Raw genomic sequence first — 24380 nt, 5'->3', positions numbered from 1 at the left:
GCGTGGGATGCACCCAATGTGGCATTGGGTGCGTGGGGCGCACCCAATGTGGCATTGGGGCGCATGGCGGCGGTGGGTGAGCGAGCGGGTGGGCTGTGAAGAGGGGTCTCTCGCGGACTGCGGCGGGCGTGAGGGGAACCCTGAGGGACTCTGAGTCCGTGAGGGTTCCCCTCACGGAAGTTCGGCAGGGCGGGGGGCGGGAAGTGCGTGCGCGAGGGGAGCAGGCAACAGCCATTTCACTGCGGTCTGGGCAGACTCTCCCTAGGCTTGGGTATCGTCCAACAAGCCTTACTGAACCGCTTCCCGGGGAATGATGACCGACCAGCCGAACGCTCATTCTGACCAGTCTGGTGCCGTGGGAACGGACCGGCTGGGTCCTCGGCCGCTTGAGCGGCCTGCGGTGGATCAGCAGCAGGCGGCTGTCTTCGGGCGTCCGCACGGGGTTGAGGGGGCCTTCGACAAGCTTTACACCCCGCCGCCCAACGGGAATGGGCAGCAGAAGCTCAGTCTCGCGCCGCCGACGCCCGAATCGCTCGCGGAGGCGTTCAGCAGGCCTGCGGGGGCTGAGGGTGTGCGGTTGCAGCGGCCGCTCGAGGCGTCCGGGGAGAACGGCGCCGCGGAAGATCCGTTGTGGACTGATACCAGCGATCCTTGGCGGGATCCGGCGGCTGGGGCCGTGCTGGCCGGGCCCGCGGTGGTCCCGGAAGAGGACGAGGGCGAGAAGCCGAAGCTGCCCAGCGGTGCGCAGTTGAGCTTGCCTGAGGTGTTGTTCGGGCGGCGGGTGCAGCCGAAGGCGTTGGCGTTGCTTGGCGTGGTCGCGTTGGTGATCGGCGCGGTGGGCGGGCTGGTCGGCTGGTGGGTCGCGGACACCGGGTCCTCGCTGACCGGCAGTGCCACGATTTCCGAGGCGGAGGCGGCCAAGGAGCGGCCTCCGGGGTCGCTCGCGGACATCGCGCGGCGGGTGGCTCCTGCGGTGGTTTCGCTTGAGGTGGTCAAGCCCGGGGCGGACAGCGGCGAGCAGGGTTCCGGCGTGGTGATCGACCCGCAGGGATACATCCTCACCAACGAGCACGTGGTCGCGACCGCGGTCGGCGACGCGGCCACGAAGGTCACCGCGGTGTTCAACGACGGGACCCGCACCGAGGCCAAGGTCGTGGGCGCGGACCAGAAAACCGACCTCGCCGTGGTGAAGGTCAACGTGTCGAACCCGGTCGTGATGCAGGTCGGCAAGTCCTCCGATCTGCAGGTCGGGGACGCGGTGATCGCGGTCGGGTCGCCGCTGGCGCTGCAGAACTCGATCACCTCCGGCATCGTCAGCGCGCTCGACCGGCCGGTCACCGCGGGCGGCGACAACGGGGCGGCTCCGGTCACCTACTCCGCCATCCAGACCGACGCCGCGATCAACCACGGCAACTCGGGCGGGGCGCTCGTCGACTCGAGGGGCGCGCTGGTCGGGATCAACTCCGCGATCCGCTCGTCCAGCTCCGACGGCGGCAGCATCGGCATCGGGTTCGCCATTCCCAGCGACTACGCCATCAAGATTGCCAAGGCGCTGATCAAGGACGGCAAGGTCAAGCACGCCGACATCGGGATCAACTCGGCCTCGACGGTCGCCGGTTCGTCGACGATGGGCGCGCAGGTGCGCAACGTCGCCCCGGGCGGGCCGGCCGCGGGCGCGGGGATCAAGGAAGGCGACGTGATCACCAAGATCGGCGACCACGTCGTGCGCGATTCCGCCGAGATGACCGTCGCGGTGCGCAGCCACGACCCCGGCCAGGTGGTTCCGGTGCAGCTGGCCCGCGACGGCGCGCTGCTGGTGGTGGACGTCACGCTCGGGTCGGACTGACACCCGTTCTTACTAATCCGGCCAAAAGTAGGCCGACCCCCCGCGCGGCACGTGACCGTCGCCGCGAAGCCATTCGGCCGTGGCTGTGGTCGGGTTAGTAACGATCGGCACAGTAGCTGCCGTGCGACGTTCGGGCCTGCCGGGACGCGAAACGGCCCGGGTAGTCTTGGGCGGGGCAGCACCGAGCGGAGGTTTCACGGGTGTTCGACAGTGTCGGCTGGGGCGAGATCCTCGTGCTCATCATCGCGGGTCTTTTCATCCTCGGACCCGAACGGCTGCCCGAAGCGGCGGCCTGGATGGCGAAGAGCGTCCGCAAGGCCCGCGACTTCGCGACCGGCGCGCGCGAGCAGCTGCGCGAGGAGATGGGCCCGGAGTTCGACCAGTTGCGCAAACCTCTCGAAGACCTGCGCGGCCTGCGGAATCTCGACCCGAAGCGGGTTGTGACGCAGCATTTGTTCGACGGGGATTCGGATCCGCTGGGGTTGAACGGGTTCAAGAACGAGCTGAACGGCAACGGCAACGGGAACGGGTCGAGCGGGGCTCCGACGATCAAGCCGCAGACCGCGTTGCCGCAGCCGGAGCCGTTGAAGCCCGGCGAGCGTCCACCGGTGGATCCGGACGCCACCTGATCCTCGTGCGCGGCAATCCCGGTGCGAACCGTGATCGCCACTCACGACCGGTGCGCGCTGCAGGCCGCTTGGTACGCGGCAATCCCGGTGCGAAACCGACTGGCCAAGCCGACGCGCGACGCGCTGATCAGGCTGGGTAGCCTCAGGGCATCAGCTCAACCGACCCTGGAGGTTCCCGATATGTCACGCCGTGCGGCTGCGCTGGCCGGAACGATCGCTGCGGCCGCCTTCGCCGTCGCCGGGTGCAGTGCCGACGACGAGCCCAGCACCAAAGCGCCCGCCACCTACACCTCGGTGCCCGCCCCGGCGATGCCGTCCGGATCGGTGGCTCCGTCGAGTGCCCCGGCGAGCGAGAACGGCAGTGCCACCGGTGAGCAGCCGAACGTCAAGCGCGGCGCGCAGACCGGCGAGGCGGGCGTCGACGTGCTGGTCACCATCGCCTACCAGGGCGGGAAGGTCACGCCGCCGGCCGGGGTCGTCGACGTCAAGGTCGGCAACAAGGTGAAGATCAAGGTGACGTCCGACCAGTCGCAGAACATCGACGTCCAGGACCTGCCGGACAAGTCGGCCGACGTGTCCGCGAAGAAGCCCGAGGACATCGACTGGACGGTGACGAAGCCGGGCGACACCAAGGTGACGCTCCGCGAGTCCGGCGCCCTCCTGGTGACCGTGCACGCCTCCTAAGCACCACAAAAGAGGCGTGCACTCGAGAAAGGGTGCACGCCTCTTTTGCTGTCCAAAATCAGCGACCGGCGGGGCTCACGTTCAGCATCATCCCGGCCAAACCGCGCGCCCGGACCGACAGCTGCTTCGCCGCGTCCTTCAGCACCAGCGACGCCGGGGCATCCGGGTCGGACAGCACGATGGGGGTGCCCTCGTCGCCCTGTTCGCGCAGGCGCGGGTCCAGCGGGACCTGGCCCAGCAGCGGCACCGTCGAGCCCACCGACTTCGACAGCGAATCCGCCACCGTCTGGCCGCCGCCCGCGCCGAAGACCTCGATGCGTTCGCCGGCCGGGGTTTCCAGCCACGACATGTTCTCGATCACGCCCGCGACGCGCTGCCGCGTCTGCATCGCGATCGCGCCCGCGCGCTCGGCCACCTCGGCGGCGGCCTGCTGCGGCGTGGTCACCACGAGGATTTCCGCGTTCGGGATCAGCTGTGCCACCGAAATCGCGATGTCGCCGGTGCCCGGCGGCAGGTCCAGCAGCAGGATGTCCAGGTCGCCCCAGAACACGTCGGCCAGGAACTGCTGCAGCGCGCGGTGCAGCATCGGGCCGCGCCACACGACGGGGGTGTTGCCCGGCGTGAACATGCCGATCGAGATCACCTTCACGCCGTGCGCCTGCGGCGGCATGATCATCGTGTCGACCTTGGTCGGCTTCTCGCGCGCGCCCAGCATGCGCGGCACCGAGTGGCCGTAGATGTCCGCGTCCACGACGCCGACCGACAGCCCGCGCTCGGCCATCGCCACGGCCAGGTTCACCGTCACCGACGACTTGCCGACGCCGCCCTTGCCGGAAGCCACGCAGTAGACCCGCGTCATCGAACCCGGCTGCGCGAACGGGATCACCGGCTCCGCCGCGTCACCGCGCAGCGATTTGCGCAGCTCAGTGCGCTGCTCGTCGCTCATCACGTCCAGCTCGACCCGCACGTCGGCGACGCCGGGGAGCTTCGAGACGGCCTTCTTCGTGTCCGCGGTCAGCGTCGCCTTCAGCGGACAGCCCGCCACCGTGAGGTAGATCCCGACGTCGACCACCCCGTCGTCGCCGACCGCCACGTCCTTGACCATGCCGAGGTCGGTGATCGGTTTCTTGATTTCCGGGTCGTACACGTCCTTCAGCGCGGTGCGGACGTCGTCGACGCTGGGGAGCTGCTGTGTACCAGTCACGCTTCCATCGTACGTACTGCCCAGTTCAGCTTTGCTTGGCCTTGCGCGGCTTGGAGTCCACGTCGAGATCGTCGCGGAGCCGGTCGAGCTCGCCGCGCAGGTAGTCGCGGGTCGCGACCTCGCCGACCGCCAGCCGCAGCGCCGCCAGTTCGCGGGCGAGGTACTCGGTGTCCGCCTTGGTCTGCGCGGCGCGCGTGCGGTCCTCCTCCAGCGACACGCGGTCCCGGTCGTCCTGGCGGTTTTGCGCGAGCAGGATCAGCGGCGCGGCGTACGCGGCCTGCGTCGAGAACGCCAGGTTGAGCAGGATGAACGGGTACGGGTCCCACTGCATCGACACCGCGACCAGGTTCAGCACGATCCAGACGACCACGATGAGCGTCTGCCAGAACAGGTACTTCCCGGTGCCGAGGAACCGCGCGATCCGCTCGGTGAACCGGCCGAAGGTGTCCGGGTCGATGTTCAGCCGCAGCCGGGCCTGGCCGCGCGGCTGGTCGAGCCTGCGGCCGGAACCGAGTTCAGGCACGTTCGGCCTCCTCTAGATCGGCGCCGTCGGCGCCATCGGTGACGTCGTGCAGCCCGGTTTCGCGCCAGTCGTCGGGCAGCAGATGGTCGAGCACGTCGTCGACGGTGACGGCGCCGAGCAGGTGGTCCTCGGCGTCGACGACCGGGCCGCACGCCAGGTTGTACGCCGCGAAATACCGGGTGACCTCGGACAGCGTCGCCTCCGGGCGCAGCGCGGTGAGGTCGGTGTCCACCGCGCTCGCCACCAGCTCCGCGGGCGGTTCGCGCAGCAGCCGCTGGAAATGCACGACGCCGACGAACCGGCCGGTCGGCGTTTCGGTCGGCGGACGGCACACGAACACCATGCTGGCGAGCGCGGCGGGAAGTTCGGCGTTGCGGATGTGCGCCAGCGCCTCGGCGATCGTCGCGTCCGGCGTCAGCACCACCGGCTCCGGCGTCATCAGGCCGCCCGCGGTGTCCGACGAATACGCCAGCAACCGTTTGACCGGCGCGGATTCCTCCGGCTCCATCAGTTCCAGCAGCCGGCTCTGCTCGGCGGGCGCGAGTTCGGCGAGCAGGTCGGCGGCGTCGTCCGGGTTCATCGCCTCGAGGATGTCCGCGGCGCGTTCCTCGGCGAGGTAGGCCAGCAGTTCCTTCTGGTCGTCCTCGGGAAGTTCCTCGATGACGTCCGCGAGCCGCTCGTCGTCCATCGCGTCGGCGACCTCGTGGCGGCGCTTGATCGGCAGGTCGCGCAGGGTCGCGGCGACGTCGACCGCGCGCATCGTGTCGAACAGCATCAGCAGCTGGCCCGCGCCTTGGGGCTGTCCGGCCAGGTCGGTGAGCCCGAGGCCGGCGACCTCGTTCCACGGCAGCACCTGCATCGCGGCGCGCCGGCGGCCGAGCGCCAGCCGCGTCGAGCGCTCGCGGACGGCGAGCTTGGCCAGCACCCAGTCCCGCGTGCGGGTCGGCTCCATCGCCGCGTCGACCACCGTCACCCGGGTTTCCGCGCCGGTGAGCGTCGCGTGCGCGTCGAGGAGCTGCCCGCACACCAGGACCTCGTTGGGCCGCTGGTGGAAATGCCGCATGTTGACCGAACCAGTGGCGAGCGTCACGGCGTTCGGTTCGATCGAGGTGACCCGCAGCATGGGGACGAACACCCGCCGCCGGGTCGCCAGCTCCACGACCATGCCGAGGATCCGCGGCGGCTGCTGGTCGAGCCGCAGGCCAGCGACGACGTCGCGGACCTTGCCGATCGATTCCCCGTCGGGCCCGAATACCGGCAGACCGGCGAGCTGTGCTGCGTAAACCCGGTTTGTGCCTGCCATGGCGCCGACACTATCGGCTGCCGTCGGCGAGCGCTCGTGCCGCGACTCGGCGAATTCTCAGCTAAGCAGCGCCCATCGGGTCAGCGCGGGCAGCTCCTGCGCGGACGGGCCGTCGTCGTCCTCGGCCAAACCGCCGAAATCGACCAGATCCTGGGCGTGCCACAGCCGGTTCTGCACTGCCCGCACGAGCGTCCACGCCTTGGCGCGGTCGCGGTCCAGACCGCTCGCGGCGAGCTTCGAGTCCAGTGTGGATTCGCTGAACCGGTTCCACAGCAACGAAAGCGCGCCGTATTCGAGGTCGCCGGCGAGCGGCTTCGGGTCGATCACCAGCCACGGTTCGCGGGTGCCGGACAGCACGTTCTCGTAATGCAGGTCCTCGTTCACCAGCGCGTTGCCCGCTTCCGGGCCGAGATCGCGGCACACCGCCAGCGCGGCGTCCAGTTCGCGGCGGGGGAGCGGTTCGCCCAGTTCCCGCCACGATTTGGGCAGTTCTTCGAGCAGTTCCTCCGCGATGCCGGACAGCGTGCGGGTCAGTTCGGCGGGCGCGGGCACGGCGAGCCGCCGGGCCAGTTCGCTCATGATCTCGACGGCGGGCAGCAGCGGTTCGTCATCCAGCGTCCGGCTGTCGTCGAGCCGCTCCAGCAGCATCGCGCCGTCCTCGGGCACGGACTCGTGCAGCAGCACCGATCCTCGACCGGCCCATGTGGACAGTGCGAGCGGTTCGTGGCGCGATTCCTCTTCCACCCAGCCGAGTTTGAGCACCACCCGGGAGCCGTCCGCGCGCCGGGCGGGCTGGACGACGCCGACGTAGCCGTGCCGCGCGGTGTCCTCGAACTCCAGCTCCCACTTCCGGGCGTACCGCTGCGCGAGCGAGGGCAGCGACGCGAGCCACGGGACGGCTTCCGGGCCGAGCACCTTGGGGGCGCGTTCGGCGAAGGCGGGCGGGATTTCCAAAACGGTCACAACGCCCATCCTGGTCGGCCGCGCAAGCCGTTTCCGGGGTCGTCTTCCGCGCGTACAGTGGGTGGACAAAGGGTTTCGCGAACCCGGGAGCTGCCATGATCGTCGAGATTGTCAGCGCGGTGGTCGTCGCGGGCGGGGTGTGGCTCGCTTCCGCGGTGCGTGTGGTGAAGCAGTACGAACGCGGGCTGGTGTTCCGTTTCGGCCGGGTGCGCTCGGAGGTCCGCGACCCCGGGCTCGCGCTGCTGCTGCCGATCGCCGACCGCATGCAGAAGGTGAACATGCAGGTCGTGACGCTGCCGGTGCCCGCACAAGACGGCATCACCCGCGACAACGTCACGGTCCGGGTGGACGCGGTCGTGTACTTCAAGGTGGTCGACCCGGTGCTGGCGGCGGTCCACGTGCAGGACTACCGGTCGGCGATCGGCCAGGTCGCGCAGACGTCGCTGCGGTCCATCATCGGCAAGAGCGACCTCGACGACCTGCTGTCGAACCGCGAACGGCTCAACGAGGGCCTCGAGCTGATGATCGACAGCCCGGCGCTGGACTGGGGCATCCACATCGACCGGGTGGAGATCAAGGACGTCGCGCTGCCGGAGTCGATGAAGCGCTCGATGTCGCGCCAGGCCGAGGCCGAACGCGAACGCCGCGCCAGGGTGATCTCCGCGGACGGCGAACTGCAGGCCTCGCACAAGCTCGCCCAGGCCGCCGCGACGATGGCGGACACCCCGGCGGCGCTGCAGTTGCGGCTGCTGGAGACGGTGGTGCAGGTGTCGGCGGAGAAGAACTCGACGCTGGTGCTGCCGTTCCCGGTGGAACTGCTGCGGTTCCTGGACGCGCGGACCGATCCTCCGGCGAAACCGGCCGCGAAACCCCCGGAGCCGCGCGCGTCGGCGGAGTCAGTGGAGTCTCCGGAACCGGTCAGCAACGGGCAGGTCGCCCCACCCGAGCCCGAGGTCGAGGCGAGCGACGTCCCGGATCAGCGGTCGAGGTAGCCGTTCATGCCGAGGACCACCAGCGTCACGAAGAAGCCGACCCACAGCGCGACCGCGACGTAGCCGAGCACGACGGCTGAGAGCGCCATGGTGCGTCCGCCCGCTTCGTTGCGGCTGGCCTTGGACAGCGCGACGTGCCCCATCGCGAGCCCGGGGACCGCGAGAACGCAGGTCGCCAGGCCGAGCAGCGAGCACACCAGTGCGCCGGTCGCGAGGCCGGTGTCGGTGTTGTTCGCGTACGGCTGGTAGGGCGCGCCGTACGGCGGCGGAGCCGGGAAGGCGTGGTACGCGGGCGGCGGCGCGAACGGATCCGGTTGCGGCGCAACGGGATACGGCGACGCGGGCGGTTGTGCCGCGGGAGCCGGTTGGTCCCCGGGCAGCTGCGCGACCGGGCCGGGGTCGGGCGCGGTCCAGCCCGGTGGGGGAACCAGCGGGTCGGCCTCCGAAGTGGACGAGACGGCGTCCGCCGGGGCCTCGTACGGCGTGGGGTCGGCGGTGGCCGGCGGCTCGTACGGAGCGGGGTCCGCGGTCGGCGGCGGTTCGTACGACGCCGGTTCGCGGTCGGACGGAGTGGTCATCGGGGCTCCCTCGAGGTGCCGGGTTCGAAGGACGACGCTACCGGGAATCGCGGCGGCATCAGCCGAAAACTCCGGACTGGACCAGCGCGTGCACGACCAGCGGGAGCACGATGCTCCAGACGATCAGCGCGGCGTAGCCGATCACGAACCCGGCGACCGCCAGCGCGCCGCCGGTGCCGCGGCCGCGCCGCGCCCGGTAGAACGCGATGTGCCCCATCACGATTCCGGCGATCGCCAACGGCGCGCACACCACGAACCCGGCGATCGAGCACACCAGCGAGCCGAGTGCGAGCCCCGCGCCCGGCTGCGGGCCTCGCGGGGGATAGGGCTGGTGCTCGTACGACGGGTGCGTGTAGCCGTCGCGGCCGGCGGGCTCGTCCCGGTCGTCGCTGGCCTCGCTCATCGGGATCCTTTTCGCGGTTTCGGGTGGATCAGCACCTTATCCGCACCTTAACGGGGGAAACCGGGGCCCGGCGTGAGCACCCTCATAGCCGCTCGGGCGCGAACCAGTCATACTCCCCGGTAACCCCAGCGCCGGGAGCCGGCGTCGCCCGCAGTGAGGAGCTGAGCTCATGGCCCGTCTCGCCCGGACCGCCGGCCTGACCGATGTGCAGCAGGAGATTCTGTCCACGGTGCGGTCGTTCGTGGACAAGGAGATCATCCCGCACGCGCAGGCGCTGGAGCACGCCGACGAGTACCCGGCGGAGATCGTCGAGGGCATGAAGGAGATGGGCCTGTTCGGGCTCACCATCCCCGAGGAGTACGGCGGCCTCGGCGAATCGCTGCTCACCTACGCGCTGGTGGTCGAGGAGATCGCGCGCGGCTGGATGAGCGTGTCCGGCGTGATCAACACGCACTTCATCGTCGCGCACATGATCACCCGTCACGGCACCCCGGAGCAGAAGCAGCACTTCCTGCCCCGGATGGCGACCGGCGAGGTCCGCGGCTCGTTCTCCATGTCGGAGCCGGACCTTGGCTCGGACGTCGCGGCGATCAAGACCCGCGCCAAGCGCGAGGGCGACGACTACGTCATCGACGGCGCGAAGATGTGGCTGACCAACGGCGGTTCGTCGAACCTGATCGCGCTGCTGGTGAAGACTGACGAGGGCGCGGAGAAGGCGCACCAGAACCTCACGACGTTCCTGGTCGAGAAGCCGTCCGGGTTCGGCGAGGTGCTTCCGGGCCTGACGATCCCGGGCAAGATCGACAAAATGGGCTACAAGGGCGTCGACACCACCGAAGCGGTGTTCGACGGCTTCAAGATCGGCGCCGACAAGGTCCTGGGCGAGGCTCCGGGCAAGGGCTTCTCGTACATGATGGACGGTGTCGAGGTCGGCCGCGTGAACGTCGCGGCGCGCGCCTGCGGGATCGCGATCCGGTCGTTCGAGCTGGCAATCGCTTACGCCCAGCAGCGCACCACCTTCGGCAAGCCGATCGCGCAGCACCAGGCGATCGCGTTCAAGCTCGCGGAGATGGCGACCAAGGTCGAGGCCGCGCACCTGATGATGGTCAACGCCGCCCGGCTCAAGGATTCCGGCGCCCGCAACGACGTCGAGGCCGGGATGGCGAAGCTGATCGCCAGCGAGTACTGCGCCGAGGTGACCCAGGAAGCGTTCCGGATCCACGGCGGTTACGGCTACTCCAAGGAATACGAGATTGAGCGGCTCATGCGCGAGGCCCCGTTCCTGCTGATCGGCGAGGGCACCAGCGAAATCCAGAAAACCATCATCAGCCGCGGCCTGCTGCGGGACTACAAAGCCTGACCCGCGTCTCGCCGGAGTTCGCGCGCTCCGCCGGTTCTTGACAAGATAGAGCCCTCGGACCGGACGAGTGCGCAGGTGATGATGGTGAGCAGTCCCTTTGGTGGCGGCCAGGGCGCGGCCGGGCTTCCGCGGCTCCCGACCCCGCCCACCGGCTGGCCGATCGGGTCGTACACGACCTACGGCGAGGCGCAGCAGGCGGTCGATTTCCTGGCGGAAAGCGAGTTCGCGGTCACCGACGTGACGATCGTCGGCGTCGACCTGATGCTGGTCGAACGCGTCATCGGACGGCTGTCGTGGGGCCGGGTGCTCGCCGCGGGCGCGATGTCGGGCGCGTGGTTCGGCCTGTTCGCCGGGCTGCTGCTGGGGATGTTCGTCAACCAGGGCGGGTTCACCCTGCAGCTGCTGACCGGGCTGGTGCTCGGTGTCCTGTCCGGCCTGGCGTTTTCGGCGATCGGGTACCGCACGTCGCGCGGGCGCAGGGATTTCTCGTCGGCGAGCCAGCTCGTCGCCGGCCGGTACGACGTGCTGTGCCAGCCGCGCAGCGCCGAGCAGGGGCGCGAGCTGCTCGCCAAGCTGGCGTTGCGCCCGCCGCCCGCCACGGCGTAAATACCCGCGGGAGGATTTCACCCGTCCTTCCGATGGTTCGCGCGCACCTGGCTGAATCGTTACCGACCCTGCTTGCGGCGGGTGATCGCCGGGCATAGGTTGTCCGACACCGGTTGGCCGGTCGTGTCCTCCAGCGCGGCCTGCCGGCAACTGGCACGTCGGGGTGCTGGCTCGGGTCCGCCTCGTCGCGGCGTGCTGTCTGGGGGCGGTGTCGAAAGGCACCGTGTGCACACGGCGAGGAGGCTTGGATGGGGAAGAAACGGCCCAGCGGAAAGAAACGAGGACCTACCCGCGCGGGGGCACTGCTCGCCGCGGGCATGCTGACCAGCGGCCTGGCGGCAGGCTGCGGAACGGCTTCCGGGACGACGATCAACGTCTACTACTCCCCGGAGGACCATTTCCAGACGGTCGTCGACAACTGCAACAAGGCCGCCGCCGGGCGGTACCGGATCGTCTACAACAAGCTGCAGCGCGGTTCGGACGACCAGCGGATCCAGATGGCACGCCGGCTCGCGGCGGGAGACACGTCGATGGACGTGCTCGGCCTCGACGTCACCTGGGTCTCGGAGTTCGCCGAGGCGGGCTGGGTCGACGAGTGGACCGGGCAGAACAAGACGGCCGCGTCCGAGGGCGTGCTGCAAGGCCCGCTGGAAACCGCGACGTACCAAGGAAAACTCTACGCCGCGCCGAAGAACACCAACGTGCAATTGCTCTGGTACGACGACCGCATCACCCCGACCCCGCCGAAGACGTGGGACGAGATGATGCAGATGTCGCAGCAGCTCAAGAGCCAGCACAAACCGTATTCCGTCGTGTTCACCGGCGCGCAGTACGAGGGCCTGGTGGTCATCTACAACACGCTGGTCGAATCGCTCGGCGGGCACATCCTGTCCGACGACGGGAAATCCGTCGTGATGGACGAGGGCGCGGTGCAGGCGCTGGAACTGCTGAAGAAGGTCACGTCGTCGGGGATCACCGACCCGTCGCTGACGAACCAGAAGGAGGACGACGTCCGGCGGACGTTCCAGAGCGGCGGCGCCGCGTTCGAGCTGAACTGGCCGTTCGTTTACGCCTCCTACGCCGAGGAAAAGCCGCAGGACCTGTCGCACTTCAAGTGGGCGGTGTATCCGCAGGCGAAGGCGGGCATTCCGTCGAAGAGCACGATCGGCGGGTTCGACCTCGCGGTGAGCTCCTACTCGCAGCACAAGCCCGAGGCGTACGAAGCCGCGTTGTGCTTGCGCAGCAAGGAAAACCAGAAGGTGTCCGCGATCAACGACGGGGTGCCGCCGACGATCGAGTCGGTGTACCACGACGACGTGCCGGTGGACCCGGGCAAGCCGGTGTCGGCGGACAACCCGAACATGGCCCAGAAGTACCCGATGCGCGACGCCATTCTGTCGGCGCTGAAGACCGCCGCGGTTCGGCCGCTTACGCCGGTGTACCAGAACCTGTCCACGGTGATGTCGAAAATCATCTCCCCGCCGTCGGCGATCGATCCGCAGGCGACCGCGCAGAAAATGCGGGAACAGCTCGATGACGCGCTCCAGTCGAAGGGAGTGATCCCGTGACCGTCCAGGATCCCGCCGCCACCACCCAGGAAGCGGCGCACCGCAAGGGAAAGCCCGCGCTTTCCGAGGGCAAGAAAGCGGAACGGCGGCTCGGGCTCTGGCTGTGCGCGCCCGCCTTCATCGTGATGATCGCGGTGACCGGATACCCGATCATCTATTCGGTCTGGCTTTCGCTGCAGCGCTACGACCTGCGATTCCCGTCGCAGCACGAGTTCATCGGCTTCTCCAATTACGCCGCGGTGCTCACCAATTCCTACTGGTGGACCGCGTTCGGCACCACGATGTTCCTCACCGTCGTGTCGGTGGCGATCGAATTCGTGCTCGGCATGGGGCTCGCGCTGATCATGCACCGCACACTCGTCGGCCGCGGACTGGTGCGCACCGTGGCGCTGATCCCGTACGGCATCGTGACCGTGGTGGCCGCGTTCTCGTGGTATTTCGCGTGGACGCCCAAAACCGGGTACCTGGCGAACGTGCTGGGCGAAGGGGTCGCGCCGCTGACTGACCAGTGGCCGTCGCTGTTCATCATCATTCTCGCCGAGGTGTGGAAGACGACGCCGTTCATGGCGCTGCTGCTGATGGCCGGGTTGGCGCTGGTGCCCGACGACCTGCTGAAGGCCGCGGCGATGGACGGCGCGACCGCGTGGCAGCGGTTCACCAAGGTGATGCTGCCGGTGATGAAACCGGCGATCCTCGTCGCGCTGCTGTTCCGCACGCTCGACGCGTTCCGCATTTTCGACAACATTTACGTGCTCACCGGCGGCGCGCAGGACACCGGATCGGTGTCCATGCAGACCTACGACAACCTGGTCAAGGGGCTCAACCTGGGGATCGGCTCCACCATGGCGGTGCTGATCTTCATCACCGTGGCGATCATCGCGTTCCTCTTCATCAAGGTCTTCGGCACCGCCGCGCCCGGCACGGACGACGGGGGGAAGCGCTGATGGCTATCGGAGGTGCGGCCACGACGGGCCGCAAAGTCGGCTGGGGCCTGCTGGACATCCTGGTGCTGGTGTTCGCGATCGTCCCGGTGCTGTGGGTGCTTTCGCTGTCGTTCAAGACGAAAGCGACGCTCACCGACGGCAATTTCATCCCGGTGGAATGGACGCTCAAGAACTACGCGGACATTTTCCAGACCACGGAGTTCCTGCGCGCGCTGGTGAACTCGATCGGCATCGCGGTGATCTCCACGGTCATCGCGGTGGTGCTGGGCACGATGGCGGCCTACGCGATCGCCCGGCTGGATTTCCCCGGGAAACAGCTGCTGGTGGGGCTTTCCCTGCTGATCGCGATGTTCCCGCAGGTCTCGCTGGTCACCCCGCTGTTCAACATCGAACGCGGGCTCGGGCTGTTCGACACCTGGCCGGGGCTGATCCTGCCCTACATCACGTTCGCGCTGCCGCTGTCGATCTACACGCTGTCCGCGTTCTTCCGGGAAATCCCGTGGGAGCTGGAAAAGGCGGCGAAAATGGACGGCGCGACGCCGGCCCAGGCATTCCGGAAGGTGATCGCGCCGCTGGCCGCGCCGGGCGTGTTCACCACGGCGATCCTGGTGTTCATCCTCTGCTGGAACGACTTCCTGTTCGCCATCTCGCTGACGTCCACCGAGGCGTCGCGCACGGTGCCGGCCGCGTTGTCGTTCTTCACCGGGTCCTCGCAGTTCGAGGACCCGACCGGCCAGGTGTGCGCGGCCGCGGTCGTGATCACGGTGCCGATCATCCTGTTCGTGTTGTTCTTCCAGCGTCGCATCGTGGCGGGGCTGACGTCCGGTGCGGTGAAGGGCTGACCCATGGCTGAGATCGTTCTCGACAAAGTTTCCAAGCGTTATCCCGACGGCGCGCTCGCGGTGTCCGAAGTGGACATCACGATCGCCGACGGCGAGTTCATCATCCTGGTCGGCCCGTCCGGCTGCGGGAAGTCGACCACGCTCAACATGGTCGCCGGGCTGGAGGACATCTCCTCGGGCGAACTGCGCATCGACGGCAAGCGGGTCAACGAGAAGGCTCCGAAGGACCGGGACATCGCGATGGTGTTCCAGTCCTACGCGCTGTACCCGCACATGAGCGTGCGGGAGAACATGGCGTTCCCGCTGCGCCTGGCCAAAGTGGACGACAAGATCGTCCGGTCCAAAGTGGAGGAAGCGGCGACGATCCTCGACCTGACCCAGCATCTGGACCGGAAACCCGCCAACCTGTCCGGCGGGCAGCGGCAGCGGGTGGCGATGGGCCGGGCGATCGTCCGCAACCCCAAGGCGTTCCTGATGGACGAGCCACTGTCCAACTTGGACGCCAAACTGCGCGGCCAGATGCGGACGTCGGTGTCGAAAATCCAGAAGCAGCTGGGCACGACCACGCTGTACGTCACGCACGACCAGACCGAGGCGATGACCCTCGGCGACCGCGTCGTGGTGCTGCGGGCCGGCTACGTGCAGCAGATCGGTTCGCCGCAGTTCCTTTACGACAACCCGGCGAACCTGTTCGTGGCCGGGTTCATCGGCTCGCCGTCGATGAACTTCGTCCCCGCGACGCTCGAAGACGGCCAGCTGCGCAGTTCGCTGGGCACCACCCCGCTCACCGACCGGATCCGCCGAATGGCCGAGGCGGCGAACGCCCCGCGCGAGGTGATCATGGGCATCCGCCCGGAGCACTTCGAGGACGCCGCCCTGGCCGAACCGGGCCGGGAGGGCGCGACGTTCACCGCGCACGTGGACGTCCTGGAGTCGATGGGTTCGGAGAAGTTCGCGCACTTCACCGTGGACGGCGGCGTCGCCAGCTCGGCCGACCTGGCGGAACTGGCCGCGGACAGCGGTTCGGCCGACGTCCCCGGCGCGGAATCGCTGATCGTGGCCCGGCTGTCGGCGGAATCGGCCGCCGCGGAGAACCAGGACCTGCAGATCTCGTTCGACGCGGACAAGGTGAAGCTCTTCGACCCGTCCAACGGCCGAAACCTCACCTACTCCGACTGAGCTGACCGGTCCGTGAAGGGCTCCTTGAGGGAATCAGATTCCTTCAAGGAGCCCTTCACGGACGTTTAGGGGATTCGCGAGAAGACCGTCGCGGCAGCGGCGCGCGCGGCCGGACAAGCCGCGTCCCCGCCCGCACCGCTGGTGTCGACCACGCTTACGGTCGCCTGCTCCGCGCGTCCCGGGGTAGCAGGGGAGGGCTGCACCGTCCGGACCCGGCAGAACGCCCCGTCGGCGGCCACGCGGGCCATCCGGTTGCCGAGCGTTTCCGACGGCCCCGCCGGAGCTTGGCGCACCACCGCGAACTCCAGGCTCACCTTGTCGAGAATGCAGGAATGCCCGGCGATCCCCGCCGTCGCGTCGCCGCCCTGCGCGCCGGACCCGCTGAGAATCGCGCAGGAATCCACCCGGCCCCAGGACCGATCCGGCAACTGCGGATGCCGCACCCGATTGCCGCTCACCGCGTCGAGCACCCCGCCGACCACGTCGTCCGCCGCGGCGCACCGCTCCTCGGCACTGCCGCGATCGTCCCGGTCGGTGATGGAAACGGCCAGCCGAACCCCGTCAGCGAACGTGATCGCCCGCCCGCACGTCCGGTCGGGCACGAAACCGGCCTGCTGCACGGAAACGCCGTCCGGCACCTTGCCCGCGTAGTCGTAAGCCTTGATGGTGGGATCGCGATCAGCCGCGAGCGGCCCGACAGTGATGGTCCTCGGTCGCCCGGCCTGGACGAAGTCCGCCTGGCAAGCGGTGAACGAGGAATCGGGCGTGTCCGCGGTGGCGTTCTTGAGCCGCTTCGGGTCGAGGAGACTGCAGTAATCGAGCGTGGCGAAGTCCCCGAGCGCCGCGATCGCGCTGAGCGGCACCGGCGTGGACTGCGACTGCGCCTGCTCCGCCGGGGCAGACTCCGCGGAACATCCGACACACGCGGCGAGAAGCACCGAACAGCCGACCGCGAGGACTCCGAGTGGGTTACGCACGGGGTGCAGTATCACCGTGAGTGGCGAAAAATCCAGCCCCCGCCGGGAAATCCCACACTTCGCTGTGTCATCACCGCTGGTGGGGGAGTTCTGGGTGGGCAAATGGGGGAGCGGGTTTCGGCGGACAGGCTCGGCCGTCTGGCTCGTGGGTTGTTGGCGGCACCTGGGTGAGGCGGGTTCGTGGGGTTGTTGGCAAGCATTCGGTCGGCGGGTGGGCTGCCAGCGGGCACCTGGGCCGATCCGGCGAGTGGGTTGCACCTGCCGGTCGGTGGCGAGTGACCGGGCTGCGGTCGGCTGACCGGGCGATACGCGGATTCCACGCCGCGCGGCTTTGCTCGGGCGGTGTCCGCCGCGCCCCAATGTGGCATTGGGTGCATGCGACGCACCGAACGCCACATTGGGTGCATCTGACGCACCCAATGTGGCGTTGGGGCGTCGGCTGCCGCACCCGACCCGCCCTCGAATCCCGCCCCAAGAAGTGCGCTGAGCTGCGAGTTCCCACCCCGACCCCGATTCCTCCCCGCTCCCGGACCCCATCCCCTTAGGGGTCCGGATCGTCCCGCGGAGCGATGTGCCCCGGCCTCGCACGTGGTGACATAGAGGTACGAACCCAAACGGGAGGGGAACACGATGACCGCACCTGTCACCCATCGGCTGAGCCGGCCGCGGGAGGGGCGCATGATCGGCGGCGTCTGCGCTGGGCTGGCTCGTCGCTTCGGGACCACGCCGGGCAAGATCCGGGTGCTCGCGCTGGTCTCGTGCTTGCTGCCGGGGCCGCAGTTCATCGGATACCTGATCCTGTGGGCCATCATCCCCAGCGACTGACCCGCCGGGCGCGCCGTCTGAGGGGGCGGCCGCACGCGACGACTGATCGGCCCAGGCCGGGCCGCCGCAAAGCCCGCAAAAGCCATTGAGATCGATCGGCCCTCTTCCGCCACCAAACGGGAGGGGGCCAGTCTCATTTCCGCTCGGCGGAAAACCGCTCCCAGGCCGATTGCCGCGTCACGCCGAGCGCCTCGCCGATCCTCGCCCACGCCACTCCGCGCGTGCGCAGCAAATCCACCTGCTCCTGGATCCGCGCGTCCGTCTGCGCGCTGACCTTCGCCATCCGCGGGATGCTCTCCAGGATCTCCTCATCCGATTTCCGCTCCCACAGCGTCACCTCGGGCGTCCCGGGCTCGTGTTCCCCGGCCAGGATCTGGCCGCACAGCCCGACACAGCCGTCGCAGATGTAGACGCCGGAGCCGGCGATCAGTTTGGCCACCTCGTCGGCTGGTTTCAGGCAGAACGAGCAGTACGAAGACATCACAACCTCCCAGTGTCAGGGACAGCCTGACACGTCAGGGGCAGCCTGACAAGTCACTGCTGGGCGCGCAGCGTTTCGATGACCTCCTCGTCCCAGCGGTGCGTCCGGATCAGCCGGTACCGCTCGCAGGCGACCCACAGGTACGCCTCGGCCTCGGTGCGGTCGCCGATCAGGTCGGCTTGCCGCAACATCGCCACCACCGGCGTGAATTCCTCGTCGAACCAGCGTTGCGCGACGGTCGCGCGGTCGGTGAACCGGCCTTCGTCTTGCATGAGCCGGAAACCCCACGCCTCGACGTGTTCGCCGAGTTGCGCGTAGTTCCACGGATCCGTCACCAGCACCGAAGCGCGGGCATGGCCGGACAGCGGCACTCGTTCCAGGAACAGCCGCCGGTAGTCCTTCACGATCAGGTCGCCGCGATACCGGATGCCGCTCGGGTTCAGTTTGGTGCGCACGGCGATCACCGATGCTTCTATTGTGGACAGTCCCTGCGCCAGCGCGACCGAAACCCGGTGGTGGCCATCGATAATGAAGTGCAGTTCGCCGATGCGGTACACCTCGATCGGCGGGATCGCCTCGCCTCGGCGGGCGGCCAGCGCGAGCCGCTCCCAGCGTTGCCGGACGCGGGCGGACGTCGGGCGGAAGCGGCGGTCGAAGTCGCGGCTTCGGTCGACGGTGCCGACGATCGAGTCCAAAGTGATCACTCGCGTCCCGATCCGCGCTTCGCTGACGTAACCGAGCGCCTGCACCACTTCGTGGAATGGCAGCATGATGTTGACGTCGTCGGGTTCCCGGCGCAGCCACGTGGAAAGCCGCGACAGCACCTGCCGCCGCCGGGCTCGCAGGAAGTCGTTTTCGGCGTCGGCACGCGGGAAACCGGTCGGTCGGGTCATCGCGAAAACTCCATCACCTGATAGCCCACCACATTGCGGATCCGGGTGCGGCCGGCCACGCGGTCGGGCACCGGTTCGCCGTGCGGGTGGATGTGTCCGTGCAGCAGCCACTGCGGCCGCAGGGTTTCGATCGTGCGGTGCAGACAGGAGAAACCTTGGTGCGGCGGGTCTTCGCGGTCGCCGAGATTCCGCGGCGGCGAATGCGTCAGCAGAATGTCGATTCCGTTGCCGTCCCGCCATTTCCGCCACCGGAAACGCCGTTCCAGCCGCCGGGCCCGGCGCGCCTGCTGACGTTGCGTCCATTGATTCGGGCCGTCGCGGTAGCGGATCGAACCGCCGAGCCCGGCGATGCGCAGCCCGGCGACGTCGACGATCCGGCCGTCGGCGTTGATTCCGCCTGCGGGGCCGGGCCATTCGGTCGGGAAACCGTCCTTCATGGACAGTCCGCCGTAACGGGTGAAGCCGCTCAGGTCCGGATCGTGATTGCCCGGAACGAACACGCACGGCACGTCGAGCATGCCGGCGAGGTGCTCGAGATAAGAGAACGGCAGATCGCCAGCGGCGACGACGAGGTCGACCCGCAGCGAGCGGACCGCCGGGGTCCACAGCCGCTCGTCGGCCTCGTCGGCCACCACCAGCGCTTTCGGCATGCGCCAAGGTTACGGCGCACGCGGCGTCACTTCATGCCGTGCGCGAACCCGGGGTTGAGCGCGATCATCGCGACGATGCCGACGATCCACATGAGGCAGAGGGCCAGAGCCCAGAACTTGAGGTTGGACAGCAACCGGGACATGACGAGACAACCTCCTGCAACCGGGGGAAGAAAGGGGGACCGCGAGGGCGGCTACAGCCAGCCGTTCTTCCGGAATATTCGGTACAGCAGCAGACAGATCGCGAGAATGATCGTGACCACGATCGGATAGCCGAACTGCCAGTGCAGCTCGGGCATGTAGTCGAAGTTCATGCCGTAGATGCCCGCGACCATCGTGGGCACCGTGATGATCGCCGCCCACGCGGTGATCTTGCGCATGTCGGTGTTCTGCTGCAGCGAGATCTTCGCGACCGTCGCGTCGACCAGGGTGCTGAGCAGTTCGTCGAACGCCGCGACGCGTTCGGACACCGTCGCGAGGTGGTCGGCGACGTCGCGGAAATACGAGCGGACCTCGTCCGGCACCAGCCGCGTGTAGCCCTCGGCGAGCCGCGACACCGGCGTGGCGAGCGGGACCACCGCGCGCCGCAGTTCGAGCACTTCCCGCTTCATCAGGTAGATCTGCTCGGCGCTCACCGACGAACGCGGCGCGAACACCTGCGCCTCGATCTCGTCGATGTCCGCCTCGATCCGGCTGGTGACCTCCAGGTAGTGGTCGACCACGTGGTCGGCGATCGCGTGCACGACCGCCGCCGCGCCGAGGGCGAGCCGCTCCGGGTCGTCGTCGAGGTCACGGCGCAGCCGGGCGAGGCCGGAGTGGTTGCCGTGCCGGACGGTGATCACGAAATCGCGGCCGAGGAACACCATCAGCTCGCCGGTTTCCACGATCTCGTTCGCCGTGGTCGGCGACTGGTGCTCGACGTAACGGACTGTCTTCAGCACCAGGAACAGCGTGTCGTCGTAGCGCTCCAGCTTCGGCCGCTGATGCGCCTCCAGCGCGTCCTCGACGGCCAGCTCGTGCAGGCCGAAGGTGTCCGCGATGCCCTGGATCTGGTCGGAATCGGGCTCGTGCAAGCCGATCCAGACGAACCCCGCGTGCCGCTTGCGCACCTCGCGGATCGCCTCGGCGTGCGTCCAGCGCCCGGGCAGCCGCTTGCCGTCGACATACACCGCGCAATCGACGACGTAGGCCGACAGCGGCACCGGGATCGGCCGCTCGAGGCTGGCCTTGGCCCGGCTGTTGCCGCGGCCGCGAAGGCCGCCTAGCGAGGGAATGGCAGGCATGGGTTCTCCTGGGCAGACGTTCGTGGAACACGAAGACGACGGCCAGGCGGACTGGGTCCGTCCGGCGGCACCGTGAGTTCCCGGACGCGGGCCTACCAGGAGCGGAAAAGGCCGGCCGGCGGGGCGGGAACGCACGTACTACTAGGGAGCGGACTATCACCACTGCTCATGGGCGGTTCCTCACCTCCTTTCGGCCGGGGCACGCCAGGGCGTGCGAAGTGGCAGGGGTCGCGTTGACGCGCGATCACCGATGGTCGAGGGTACTCCTCACCACGGATACGTGTCGCACCTGGTTCGGCAGGTGTTACCCGGACAGGAGGCGCAAGCGTGCAATTCGGCCGGTATTACGAGGAGTTCGAGGTCGGCGCGGTCTACAAGCACTGGCCCGGCAAGACCGTCACCGAATACGACGACCATCTGTTCTGCCTGATCACGATGAACCACCACCCGCTGCACCTGGACGCGCACTACGCGGGCGAGACGACCGATTTCGGCAAGAATGTCGTGGTCGGCAACTACATCTACTCGCTGCTGCTCGGCATGTCGGTGCCCGACGTGTCCGGGAAAGCCATCGCGAACCTCGAGGTCGAATCGCTCAAGCACGTGAAGCCGACGTTCCACGGCGACACGATCTACGGCGAGACCGAGGTGCTCGACAAGACCCCGTCGAAGTCCAAGGACGACCGGGGAGTGGTGTACGTCGAGACGCGAGGGTACAAACAGGACGGCACCATCGTGTGCATTTTCCGGCGCAAAGTGATGGTGCCGAAACGGTCCTACGGCGACACCCGCGGCGGCGAGCAGCCTGGCCGCCCGACGCCGCACGAGTGATCGATCCGCCGCGAAGAGGAGCACGGGTGGCCATCGCCCTGGAGAAGATCAAGCAGACGCTGCGCAGGTTCGCCGAGACGGAGGCGCGCGGGGTTTCGCCGCTGTACGACCACCTCGCCACGCACGCGGCCGAGGACGACGACGTCGCCGCGCTCCTGACCGACGCTCGTGGCGGCGAAGCGCGCGGGACGTTGCTGTTCGCCGCCGCGCACCGGCTGGTGCAGGCGGACCCGATCCATCCGCTGTCGCGGTACTACCCGTCGGTCGGCGGTTTCGACGGCGTCGACAGCGAGACGTGGCCGTTGTTCCGTTCGTTCCTGCTGGAGCGCGCGGACCAGGCCCGCGAGATCATCTCGACCCGCTACACGCAGACGAACGAGGTGCGCCGCGCCGCGCTGCTGTACCCGGCGGTCGCTGCGGCGGCGAAGGAAGCGGGCGGCAAGATCGCACTGCTCGAGGTCGGCTGCAGCGCGGGATTGCTGCTGGGGCTCGACCGGTTCGGCTACCGCTATCAATGCGACGGCGGCGAGCAGCTCACGGCTGGTCCGGCTAAGGCCGCGGTCGGGCTGCACTGCGCGATCGACGTCGCGGCCGGCGCGAAGTTGCCCAAGCTGCCCAAAAAGGTGGCTGTCGCGGCCCGAGCGGGTCTGGACCGGGCTCCGGTGGACCTCTCGGACGAGGACGAGCTGGCGTGGCTGGAGGCGTGCGTCTGGGCCGATCAGGTCGACCGGATCCGGCTGCTGCGCACGGCTGCCGCGGAACAGCGGAAGCACACGCCGGAGCTGATCGCCGGGGACGCGGTCGACGACCTGGCTTCGGCGGCCGCGCGGTTGCCGGAGGAACTGCCGCTGGTGGTGCTGACGAGCCACGCGCTGGCGTACGTCTGGGACCGGCGGGCGGACTTCGTGGCCGAGCTGGCGCGGCTGTCCTCGACCCGGCCGGTGTGGTGGGTCAGCCAGGAGTTCTACAAGGCCGGGCTGGAAACGGTCCTGCCCGGACGCGACGACCTCTACTCGGGCGACTCGGCCGAGAGCGAGCCCGCGATGGCGGTGCTGGGCCTGACGACCTGGATCGACGGGAAACCCGAGGCCCGCGCGCTGGCCCGGACGGCGCCGCACGGCCAGCGGATGACCTGGCTGCCCTGAGCTGTCTTGTGAGTGGCGATCGCGGTTCTCACCGGGATCGCCACTCACGACGGCCCCCGGCGCCCTGCGTAACCTGTGTCACATTCACCCCATCAGTCACAGTGCTCCGCGGCGGCTTGGATGCCCGAACCGATGCGCGTCCGGCGATATCGAATAAGCGTTCCGCGCATTTTCCGTGCTCATCGCGGATGCTTGAACGATGGGGAAACTTTCCGACAACTCCGCAATCCGTTCCGAATCGCGGACGCGGCGCGGGGCAATGCGTAAATAACCGCTCTGAGTTACGCGGTCGGCACCTGATTCCAGTCACGCAGGGTTATCAGGAGCTGGTCCACCAGGTGGCCCGCTTCGTCTAAATTGACCAGTTCGGCCGAGTTGACCCACTGTGCGTCGGAGGCGTCGTCGCCCGCGGTGAGGATTCCGCCGGTCCACGTGCATTCGTAGTCGTGGATGTCGTAGGCGCCGCGGACGACGGACCCGGCCAATGTGTGCGGTCTCACGTCCAGTCCGGTCTCTTCGCGGAGCTCCCGGACCACCGCTTCGTGGTCCGTTTCGCCCGGTTCCACGCGCCCGCCGGGCAGTGACCACTGGCCTTTCCCCGGATCGTTCGCGCGCCGGATGAGCAGGAGTCTGCCCTGGTCGTCGAACACAATGCCGCCGACGCAGCGTTCGAGATGAGCCATCCCGCGAACGTAGCCGACCCCGGCCGCACCCCCTAGCGTCCGGGAACCTGTACACGGAGAGTAGCCGTACGGTACACTTCGAGCGCCTGGCTGACCCATGCGCGGGACTTTCCTCCCGCGTGAGTGGTCAGTGCGGTACAACGTAGAAAGTCAGTTTTCCGGGTGTCATGGAAGAGACGGGATTGATCGCTGTGAACGCGAAGAAGCTTGCGGGACTCGTGGGTATCGCGTTGGTGCTGTTCTTCGTGATCGCTCAGCCGGGCCATGCTGCTGGTCTTGTCAGCAACATTGTGGACTTCCTCCGCAGCTCGGCCGAATCGGTGATCACGTTCGTCAGCAACATCTTCCACTGACGACAGGGGATACCCTCGGACTATGTTCGCGCCACGCGACCCTGACGAGTACCTCCTCGACACCGAGCGGCGGGTCATCCGGATCCGCCGCCACTGGGCGGTGCTCCTCTGGGACACGTTCGAGGCGGCCGCGCTGCTGATCGTGTGCGTGCTGGTGTCGTATCTGCTGCCGCCCTCGATGTGGGTGGTGCAGAACATCCTCTGGTACGTCGCGCTGGCGGTGGTGCTGCGGTTCGCCTACGTGATCATCGAATGGTGGGTCGAACGGCTGGTCGTCACCGACAAACGGTTCGTGATGACCACCGGCGTCTTCACCACCAAGGTGCTGATGATGCCGATCAGCAAGGTCACCGACCTCACCTACCAGCGTTCGGCCTGGGGCCGGATGCTCGGCTACGGCACGATGGTCGTCGAGTCGGCGGGCCAGATCCAGGCGCTGAACCGGATCGACTACCTGCCGCGGCCCGAGGAGTTCTACGACACGATCTCCGAGCTCGTGTTCGGCGACAAGCAGAAGCAGGCCGAACGGTTCTCGATGATCAAGGCACAGCGCGCGGCGCGGGGCAAGAAGCCGGTCGGCTGACCCCGGGCGCGTCGGCACTGGTCCCGGCGTCGAGGTGACGCAGCGCATCGTC

27 protein-coding genes are annotated in these 24380 nt (G+C 68.4%); 15 read left to right on the top strand and 12 right to left on the bottom strand.

The genetic code is table 11. The features are described 5' to 3' along the window. The first annotated feature begins 313 nt into the window (after positions 1–313). The 3 genes from ABD156_RS47080 to ABD156_RS47070 all read left to right on the top strand — a co-directional run bounded on the left by ABD156_RS47080 (position 314) and on the right by ABD156_RS47070 (position 3159). The gene (locus ABD156_RS47080) at positions 314–1846 is read left to right on the top strand and encodes a trypsin-like peptidase domain-containing protein (RefSeq protein WP_344288618.1); all 1533 of its coding nucleotides are present in this window, start codon (positions 314–316) and stop codon (positions 1844–1846) included. Positions 1847–2046: 200 nt separating this feature from the next. Further along, on the top strand, positions 2047–2475 hold the full coding sequence (tatB, locus tag ABD156_RS47075; protein ID WP_344288616.1) for a Sec-independent protein translocase protein TatB: 429 nt from the start codon (positions 2047–2049) through the stop codon (positions 2473–2475). Between the two features lie 180 nt (positions 2476–2655). Next, positions 2656–3159 (top strand): hypothetical protein, encoded by a 504-nt coding sequence (locus ABD156_RS47070; protein ID WP_344288614.1) that lies wholly within the window; start codon positions 2656–2658, stop codon positions 3157–3159. 58 nt (positions 3160–3217) lie between these two features. On the opposite strand, the gene ABD156_RS47065 is transcribed toward ABD156_RS47070, so the two are convergent. Genes ABD156_RS47065 through ABD156_RS47050 form a run of 4 tightly spaced genes read right to left on the bottom strand, consistent with a single transcriptional unit; the run spans position 3218 to position 7152 of the window. Next, positions 3218–4363, bottom strand: coding sequence for an Mrp/NBP35 family ATP-binding protein (locus tag ABD156_RS47065; RefSeq protein WP_344288612.1), 1146 nt, complete (start codon positions 4361–4363; stop codon positions 3218–3220). Between the two features lie 25 nt (positions 4364–4388). Next, on the bottom strand, positions 4389–4886 hold the full coding sequence (locus ABD156_RS47060; RefSeq protein ID WP_344288610.1) for a DUF1003 domain-containing protein: 498 nt from the start codon (positions 4884–4886) through the stop codon (positions 4389–4391). Beyond that, positions 4879–6189 (bottom strand): magnesium transporter MgtE N-terminal domain-containing protein, encoded by a 1311-nt coding sequence (locus tag ABD156_RS47055; protein WP_344288608.1) that lies wholly within the window; start codon positions 6187–6189, stop codon positions 4879–4881. Before ABD156_RS47055 ends, ABD156_RS47060 begins: the two co-directional genes overlap by 8 nt. Before the next feature lie 57 nt (positions 6190–6246). Continuing rightward, positions 6247–7152 (bottom strand): aminoglycoside phosphotransferase family protein, encoded by a 906-nt coding sequence (locus ABD156_RS47050; RefSeq protein ID WP_344288606.1) that lies wholly within the window; start codon positions 7150–7152, stop codon positions 6247–6249. Between the two features lie 95 nt (positions 7153–7247). On the opposite strand from ABD156_RS47050, the gene ABD156_RS47045 reads away from it, so the two are divergent. Next, positions 7248–8144, top strand: coding sequence for a slipin family protein (locus ABD156_RS47045; RefSeq protein WP_344288605.1), 897 nt, complete (start codon positions 7248–7250; stop codon positions 8142–8144). Here ABD156_RS47045 and ABD156_RS47040 read toward each other — a convergent pair. Continuing rightward, on the bottom strand, positions 8129–8722 hold the full coding sequence (locus ABD156_RS47040; RefSeq protein ID WP_344288604.1) for a DUF4190 domain-containing protein: 594 nt from the start codon (positions 8720–8722) through the stop codon (positions 8129–8131). The two genes, ABD156_RS47045 and ABD156_RS47040, sit on opposite strands and share 16 nt — an antisense overlap. Before the next feature lie 58 nt (positions 8723–8780). Beyond that, positions 8781–9125 (bottom strand): DUF4190 domain-containing protein, encoded by a 345-nt coding sequence (locus ABD156_RS47035; protein ID WP_344288603.1) that lies wholly within the window; start codon positions 9123–9125, stop codon positions 8781–8783. 169 nt (positions 9126–9294) lie between these two features. Here ABD156_RS47035 and ABD156_RS47030 point away from each other — a divergent pair, with 169 nt between their 5' ends. The 6 genes from ABD156_RS47030 (at position 9295) to ABD156_RS47005 (ending at position 15624) form a co-directional block, all read left to right on the top strand. Then, positions 9295–10485 carry an acyl-CoA dehydrogenase family protein gene (locus tag ABD156_RS47030; protein WP_344288600.1) on the top strand — a complete coding sequence of 397 codons (1191 nt, stop codon included), beginning with the start codon at positions 9295–9297 and terminating at the stop codon, positions 10483–10485. A gap of 78 nt (positions 10486–10563) precedes the next feature. Further along, positions 10564–11091: a YflT domain-containing protein gene (locus ABD156_RS47025; RefSeq protein ID WP_344288909.1), complete on the top strand. Its 528-nt coding sequence runs from the start codon at positions 10564–10566 to the stop codon at positions 11089–11091. Positions 11092–11339: 248 nt separating this feature from the next. Next, positions 11340–12659: an ABC transporter substrate-binding protein gene (locus tag ABD156_RS47020; protein WP_344288598.1), complete on the top strand. Its 1320-nt coding sequence runs from the start codon at positions 11340–11342 to the stop codon at positions 12657–12659. After that, positions 12656–13603 carry a carbohydrate ABC transporter permease gene (locus ABD156_RS47015; protein ID WP_344288596.1) on the top strand — a complete coding sequence of 316 codons (948 nt, stop codon included), beginning with the start codon at positions 12656–12658 and terminating at the stop codon, positions 13601–13603. Before ABD156_RS47020 ends, ABD156_RS47015 begins: the two co-directional genes overlap by 4 nt. Next, positions 13603–14445 (top strand): carbohydrate ABC transporter permease, encoded by an 843-nt coding sequence (locus ABD156_RS47010; RefSeq protein WP_344288595.1) that lies wholly within the window; start codon positions 13603–13605, stop codon positions 14443–14445. Before ABD156_RS47015 ends, ABD156_RS47010 begins: the two co-directional genes overlap by 1 nt. Before the next feature lie 3 nt (positions 14446–14448). Beyond that, positions 14449–15624 (top strand): ABC transporter ATP-binding protein, encoded by a 1176-nt coding sequence (locus ABD156_RS47005; protein ID WP_344288593.1) that lies wholly within the window; start codon positions 14449–14451, stop codon positions 15622–15624. A 65-nt stretch (positions 15625–15689) separates the two neighbouring features. Here the strand turns inward: ABD156_RS47005 and ABD156_RS47000 are convergent, their stop codons facing one another. Then, positions 15690–16601: a hypothetical protein gene (locus tag ABD156_RS47000; RefSeq protein WP_344288591.1), complete on the bottom strand. Its 912-nt coding sequence runs from the start codon at positions 16599–16601 to the stop codon at positions 15690–15692. Between the two features lie 630 nt (positions 16602–17231). On the opposite strand from ABD156_RS47000, the gene ABD156_RS46995 reads away from it, so the two are divergent. Beyond that, complete coding sequence (locus tag ABD156_RS46995; RefSeq protein ID WP_344288589.1) at positions 17232–17426, top strand: PspC domain-containing protein; 195 nt, start codon at positions 17232–17234, stop codon at positions 17424–17426. Positions 17427–17559: 133 nt separating this feature from the next. On the opposite strand, the gene ABD156_RS47965 is transcribed toward ABD156_RS46995, so the two are convergent. The 4 genes from ABD156_RS47965 to corA form a co-directional block, all read right to left on the bottom strand. Continuing rightward, positions 17560–17907: a ClpX C4-type zinc finger protein gene (locus tag ABD156_RS47965; RefSeq protein ID WP_377926007.1), complete on the bottom strand. Its 348-nt coding sequence runs from the start codon at positions 17905–17907 to the stop codon at positions 17560–17562. 53 nt (positions 17908–17960) lie between these two features. Beyond that, positions 17961–18800, bottom strand: coding sequence for a chromosome partitioning protein ParB (locus ABD156_RS46985; protein WP_344288587.1), 840 nt, complete (start codon positions 18798–18800; stop codon positions 17961–17963). After that, complete coding sequence (locus tag ABD156_RS46980; RefSeq protein WP_344288585.1) at positions 18797–19450, bottom strand: metallophosphoesterase family protein; 654 nt, start codon at positions 19448–19450, stop codon at positions 18797–18799. The genes ABD156_RS46985 and ABD156_RS46980 overlap by 4 nt, the downstream gene beginning before the upstream one ends. Positions 19451–19644: 194 nt before the next feature. Continuing rightward, on the bottom strand, positions 19645–20733 hold the full coding sequence (gene corA, locus ABD156_RS46975) for a magnesium/cobalt transporter CorA (protein WP_344288584.1): 1089 nt from the start codon (positions 20731–20733) through the stop codon (positions 19645–19647). A 327-nt stretch (positions 20734–21060) separates the two neighbouring features. Here corA and ABD156_RS46970 point away from each other — a divergent pair, with 327 nt between their 5' ends. Further along, on the top strand, positions 21061–21564 hold the full coding sequence (locus tag ABD156_RS46970; protein ID WP_037815874.1) for a MaoC family dehydratase: 504 nt from the start codon (positions 21061–21063) through the stop codon (positions 21562–21564). Between the two features lie 32 nt (positions 21565–21596). Further along, positions 21597–22709, top strand: a complete 1113-nt coding sequence (locus tag ABD156_RS46965; RefSeq protein WP_377926009.1) for a DUF2332 domain-containing protein — start codon at positions 21597–21599, stop codon at positions 22707–22709. A 281-nt stretch (positions 22710–22990) separates the two neighbouring features. Here ABD156_RS46965 and ABD156_RS46960 read toward each other — a convergent pair whose 3' ends face one another. Further along, positions 22991–23392, bottom strand: a complete 402-nt coding sequence (locus tag ABD156_RS46960; protein ID WP_344288579.1) for an NUDIX hydrolase — start codon at positions 23390–23392, stop codon at positions 22991–22993. Positions 23393–23559: 167 nt separating this feature from the next. On the opposite strand from ABD156_RS46960, the gene ABD156_RS46955 reads away from it, so the two are divergent. Both ABD156_RS46955 and ABD156_RS46950 read left to right on the top strand, forming a co-directional pair. Then, positions 23560–23745 (top strand): hypothetical protein, encoded by a 186-nt coding sequence (locus ABD156_RS46955; RefSeq protein WP_037815868.1) that lies wholly within the window; start codon positions 23560–23562, stop codon positions 23743–23745. A gap of 22 nt (positions 23746–23767) precedes the next feature. Beyond that, on the top strand, positions 23768–24328 hold the full coding sequence (locus tag ABD156_RS46950) for a PH domain-containing protein (protein ID WP_009072960.1): 561 nt from the start codon (positions 23768–23770) through the stop codon (positions 24326–24328). Positions 24329–24380 lie beyond the last annotated feature (52 nt).

This window comes from Amycolatopsis albidoflavus, assembly GCF_039525725.1.
GTDB lineage: Bacteria > Actinomycetota > Actinomycetes > Mycobacteriales > Pseudonocardiaceae > Amycolatopsis > Amycolatopsis albidoflava.
Note: the sequence above shows the minus strand (reverse complement) of the source record. Positions and strands in the feature narration are given on the sequence as shown.

Coding starts and splice junctions, on each gene's coding strand:
- ABD156_RS47080 (WP_344288618.1), top strand. CDS start 314: ATGACCGACCAGCCGAACGCTCATTCTGACCAGTCTGGTGCCGTGGGA.
- ABD156_RS47070 (WP_344288614.1), top strand. CDS start 2,656: ATGTCACGCCGTGCGGCTGCGCTGGCCGGAACGATCGCTGCGGCCGCC.
- ABD156_RS47055 (WP_344288608.1), bottom strand. CDS start 6,189: ATGGCAGGCACAAACCGGGTTTACGCAGCACAGCTCGCCGGTCTGCCG.
- ABD156_RS47045 (WP_344288605.1), top strand. CDS start 7,248: ATGATCGTCGAGATTGTCAGCGCGGTGGTCGTCGCGGGCGGGGTGTGG.
- ABD156_RS47040 (WP_344288604.1), bottom strand. CDS start 8,722: ATGACCACTCCGTCCGACCGCGAACCGGCGTCGTACGAACCGCCGCCG.
- ABD156_RS47035 (WP_344288603.1), bottom strand. CDS start 9,125: ATGAGCGAGGCCAGCGACGACCGGGACGAGCCCGCCGGCCGCGACGGC.
- ABD156_RS47030 (WP_344288600.1), top strand. CDS start 9,295: ATGGCCCGTCTCGCCCGGACCGCCGGCCTGACCGATGTGCAGCAGGAG.
- ABD156_RS47025 (WP_344288909.1), top strand. CDS start 10,564: ATGATGGTGAGCAGTCCCTTTGGTGGCGGCCAGGGCGCGGCCGGGCTT.
- ABD156_RS47020 (WP_344288598.1), top strand. CDS start 11,340: ATGGGGAAGAAACGGCCCAGCGGAAAGAAACGAGGACCTACCCGCGCG.
- ABD156_RS47010 (WP_344288595.1), top strand. CDS start 13,603: ATGGCTATCGGAGGTGCGGCCACGACGGGCCGCAAAGTCGGCTGGGGC.
- ABD156_RS47005 (WP_344288593.1), top strand. CDS start 14,449: ATGGCTGAGATCGTTCTCGACAAAGTTTCCAAGCGTTATCCCGACGGC.
- ABD156_RS46995 (WP_344288589.1), top strand. CDS start 17,232: ATGACCGCACCTGTCACCCATCGGCTGAGCCGGCCGCGGGAGGGGCGC.
- ABD156_RS47965 (WP_377926007.1), bottom strand. CDS start 17,907: ATGTCTTCGTACTGCTCGTTCTGCCTGAAACCAGCCGACGAGGTGGCC.
- ABD156_RS46985 (WP_344288587.1), bottom strand. CDS start 18,800: ATGACCCGACCGACCGGTTTCCCGCGTGCCGACGCCGAAAACGACTTC.
- ABD156_RS46980 (WP_344288585.1), bottom strand. CDS start 19,450: ATGCCGAAAGCGCTGGTGGTGGCCGACGAGGCCGACGAGCGGCTGTGG.
- corA (WP_344288584.1), bottom strand. CDS start 20,733: ATGCCTGCCATTCCCTCGCTAGGCGGCCTTCGCGGCCGCGGCAACAGC.
- ABD156_RS46960 (WP_344288579.1), bottom strand. CDS start 23,392: ATGGCTCATCTCGAACGCTGCGTCGGCGGCATTGTGTTCGACGACCAG.
- ABD156_RS46955 (WP_037815868.1), top strand. CDS start 23,560: ATGGAAGAGACGGGATTGATCGCTGTGAACGCGAAGAAGCTTGCGGGA.
- ABD156_RS46950 (WP_009072960.1), top strand. CDS start 23,768: ATGTTCGCGCCACGCGACCCTGACGAGTACCTCCTCGACACCGAGCGG.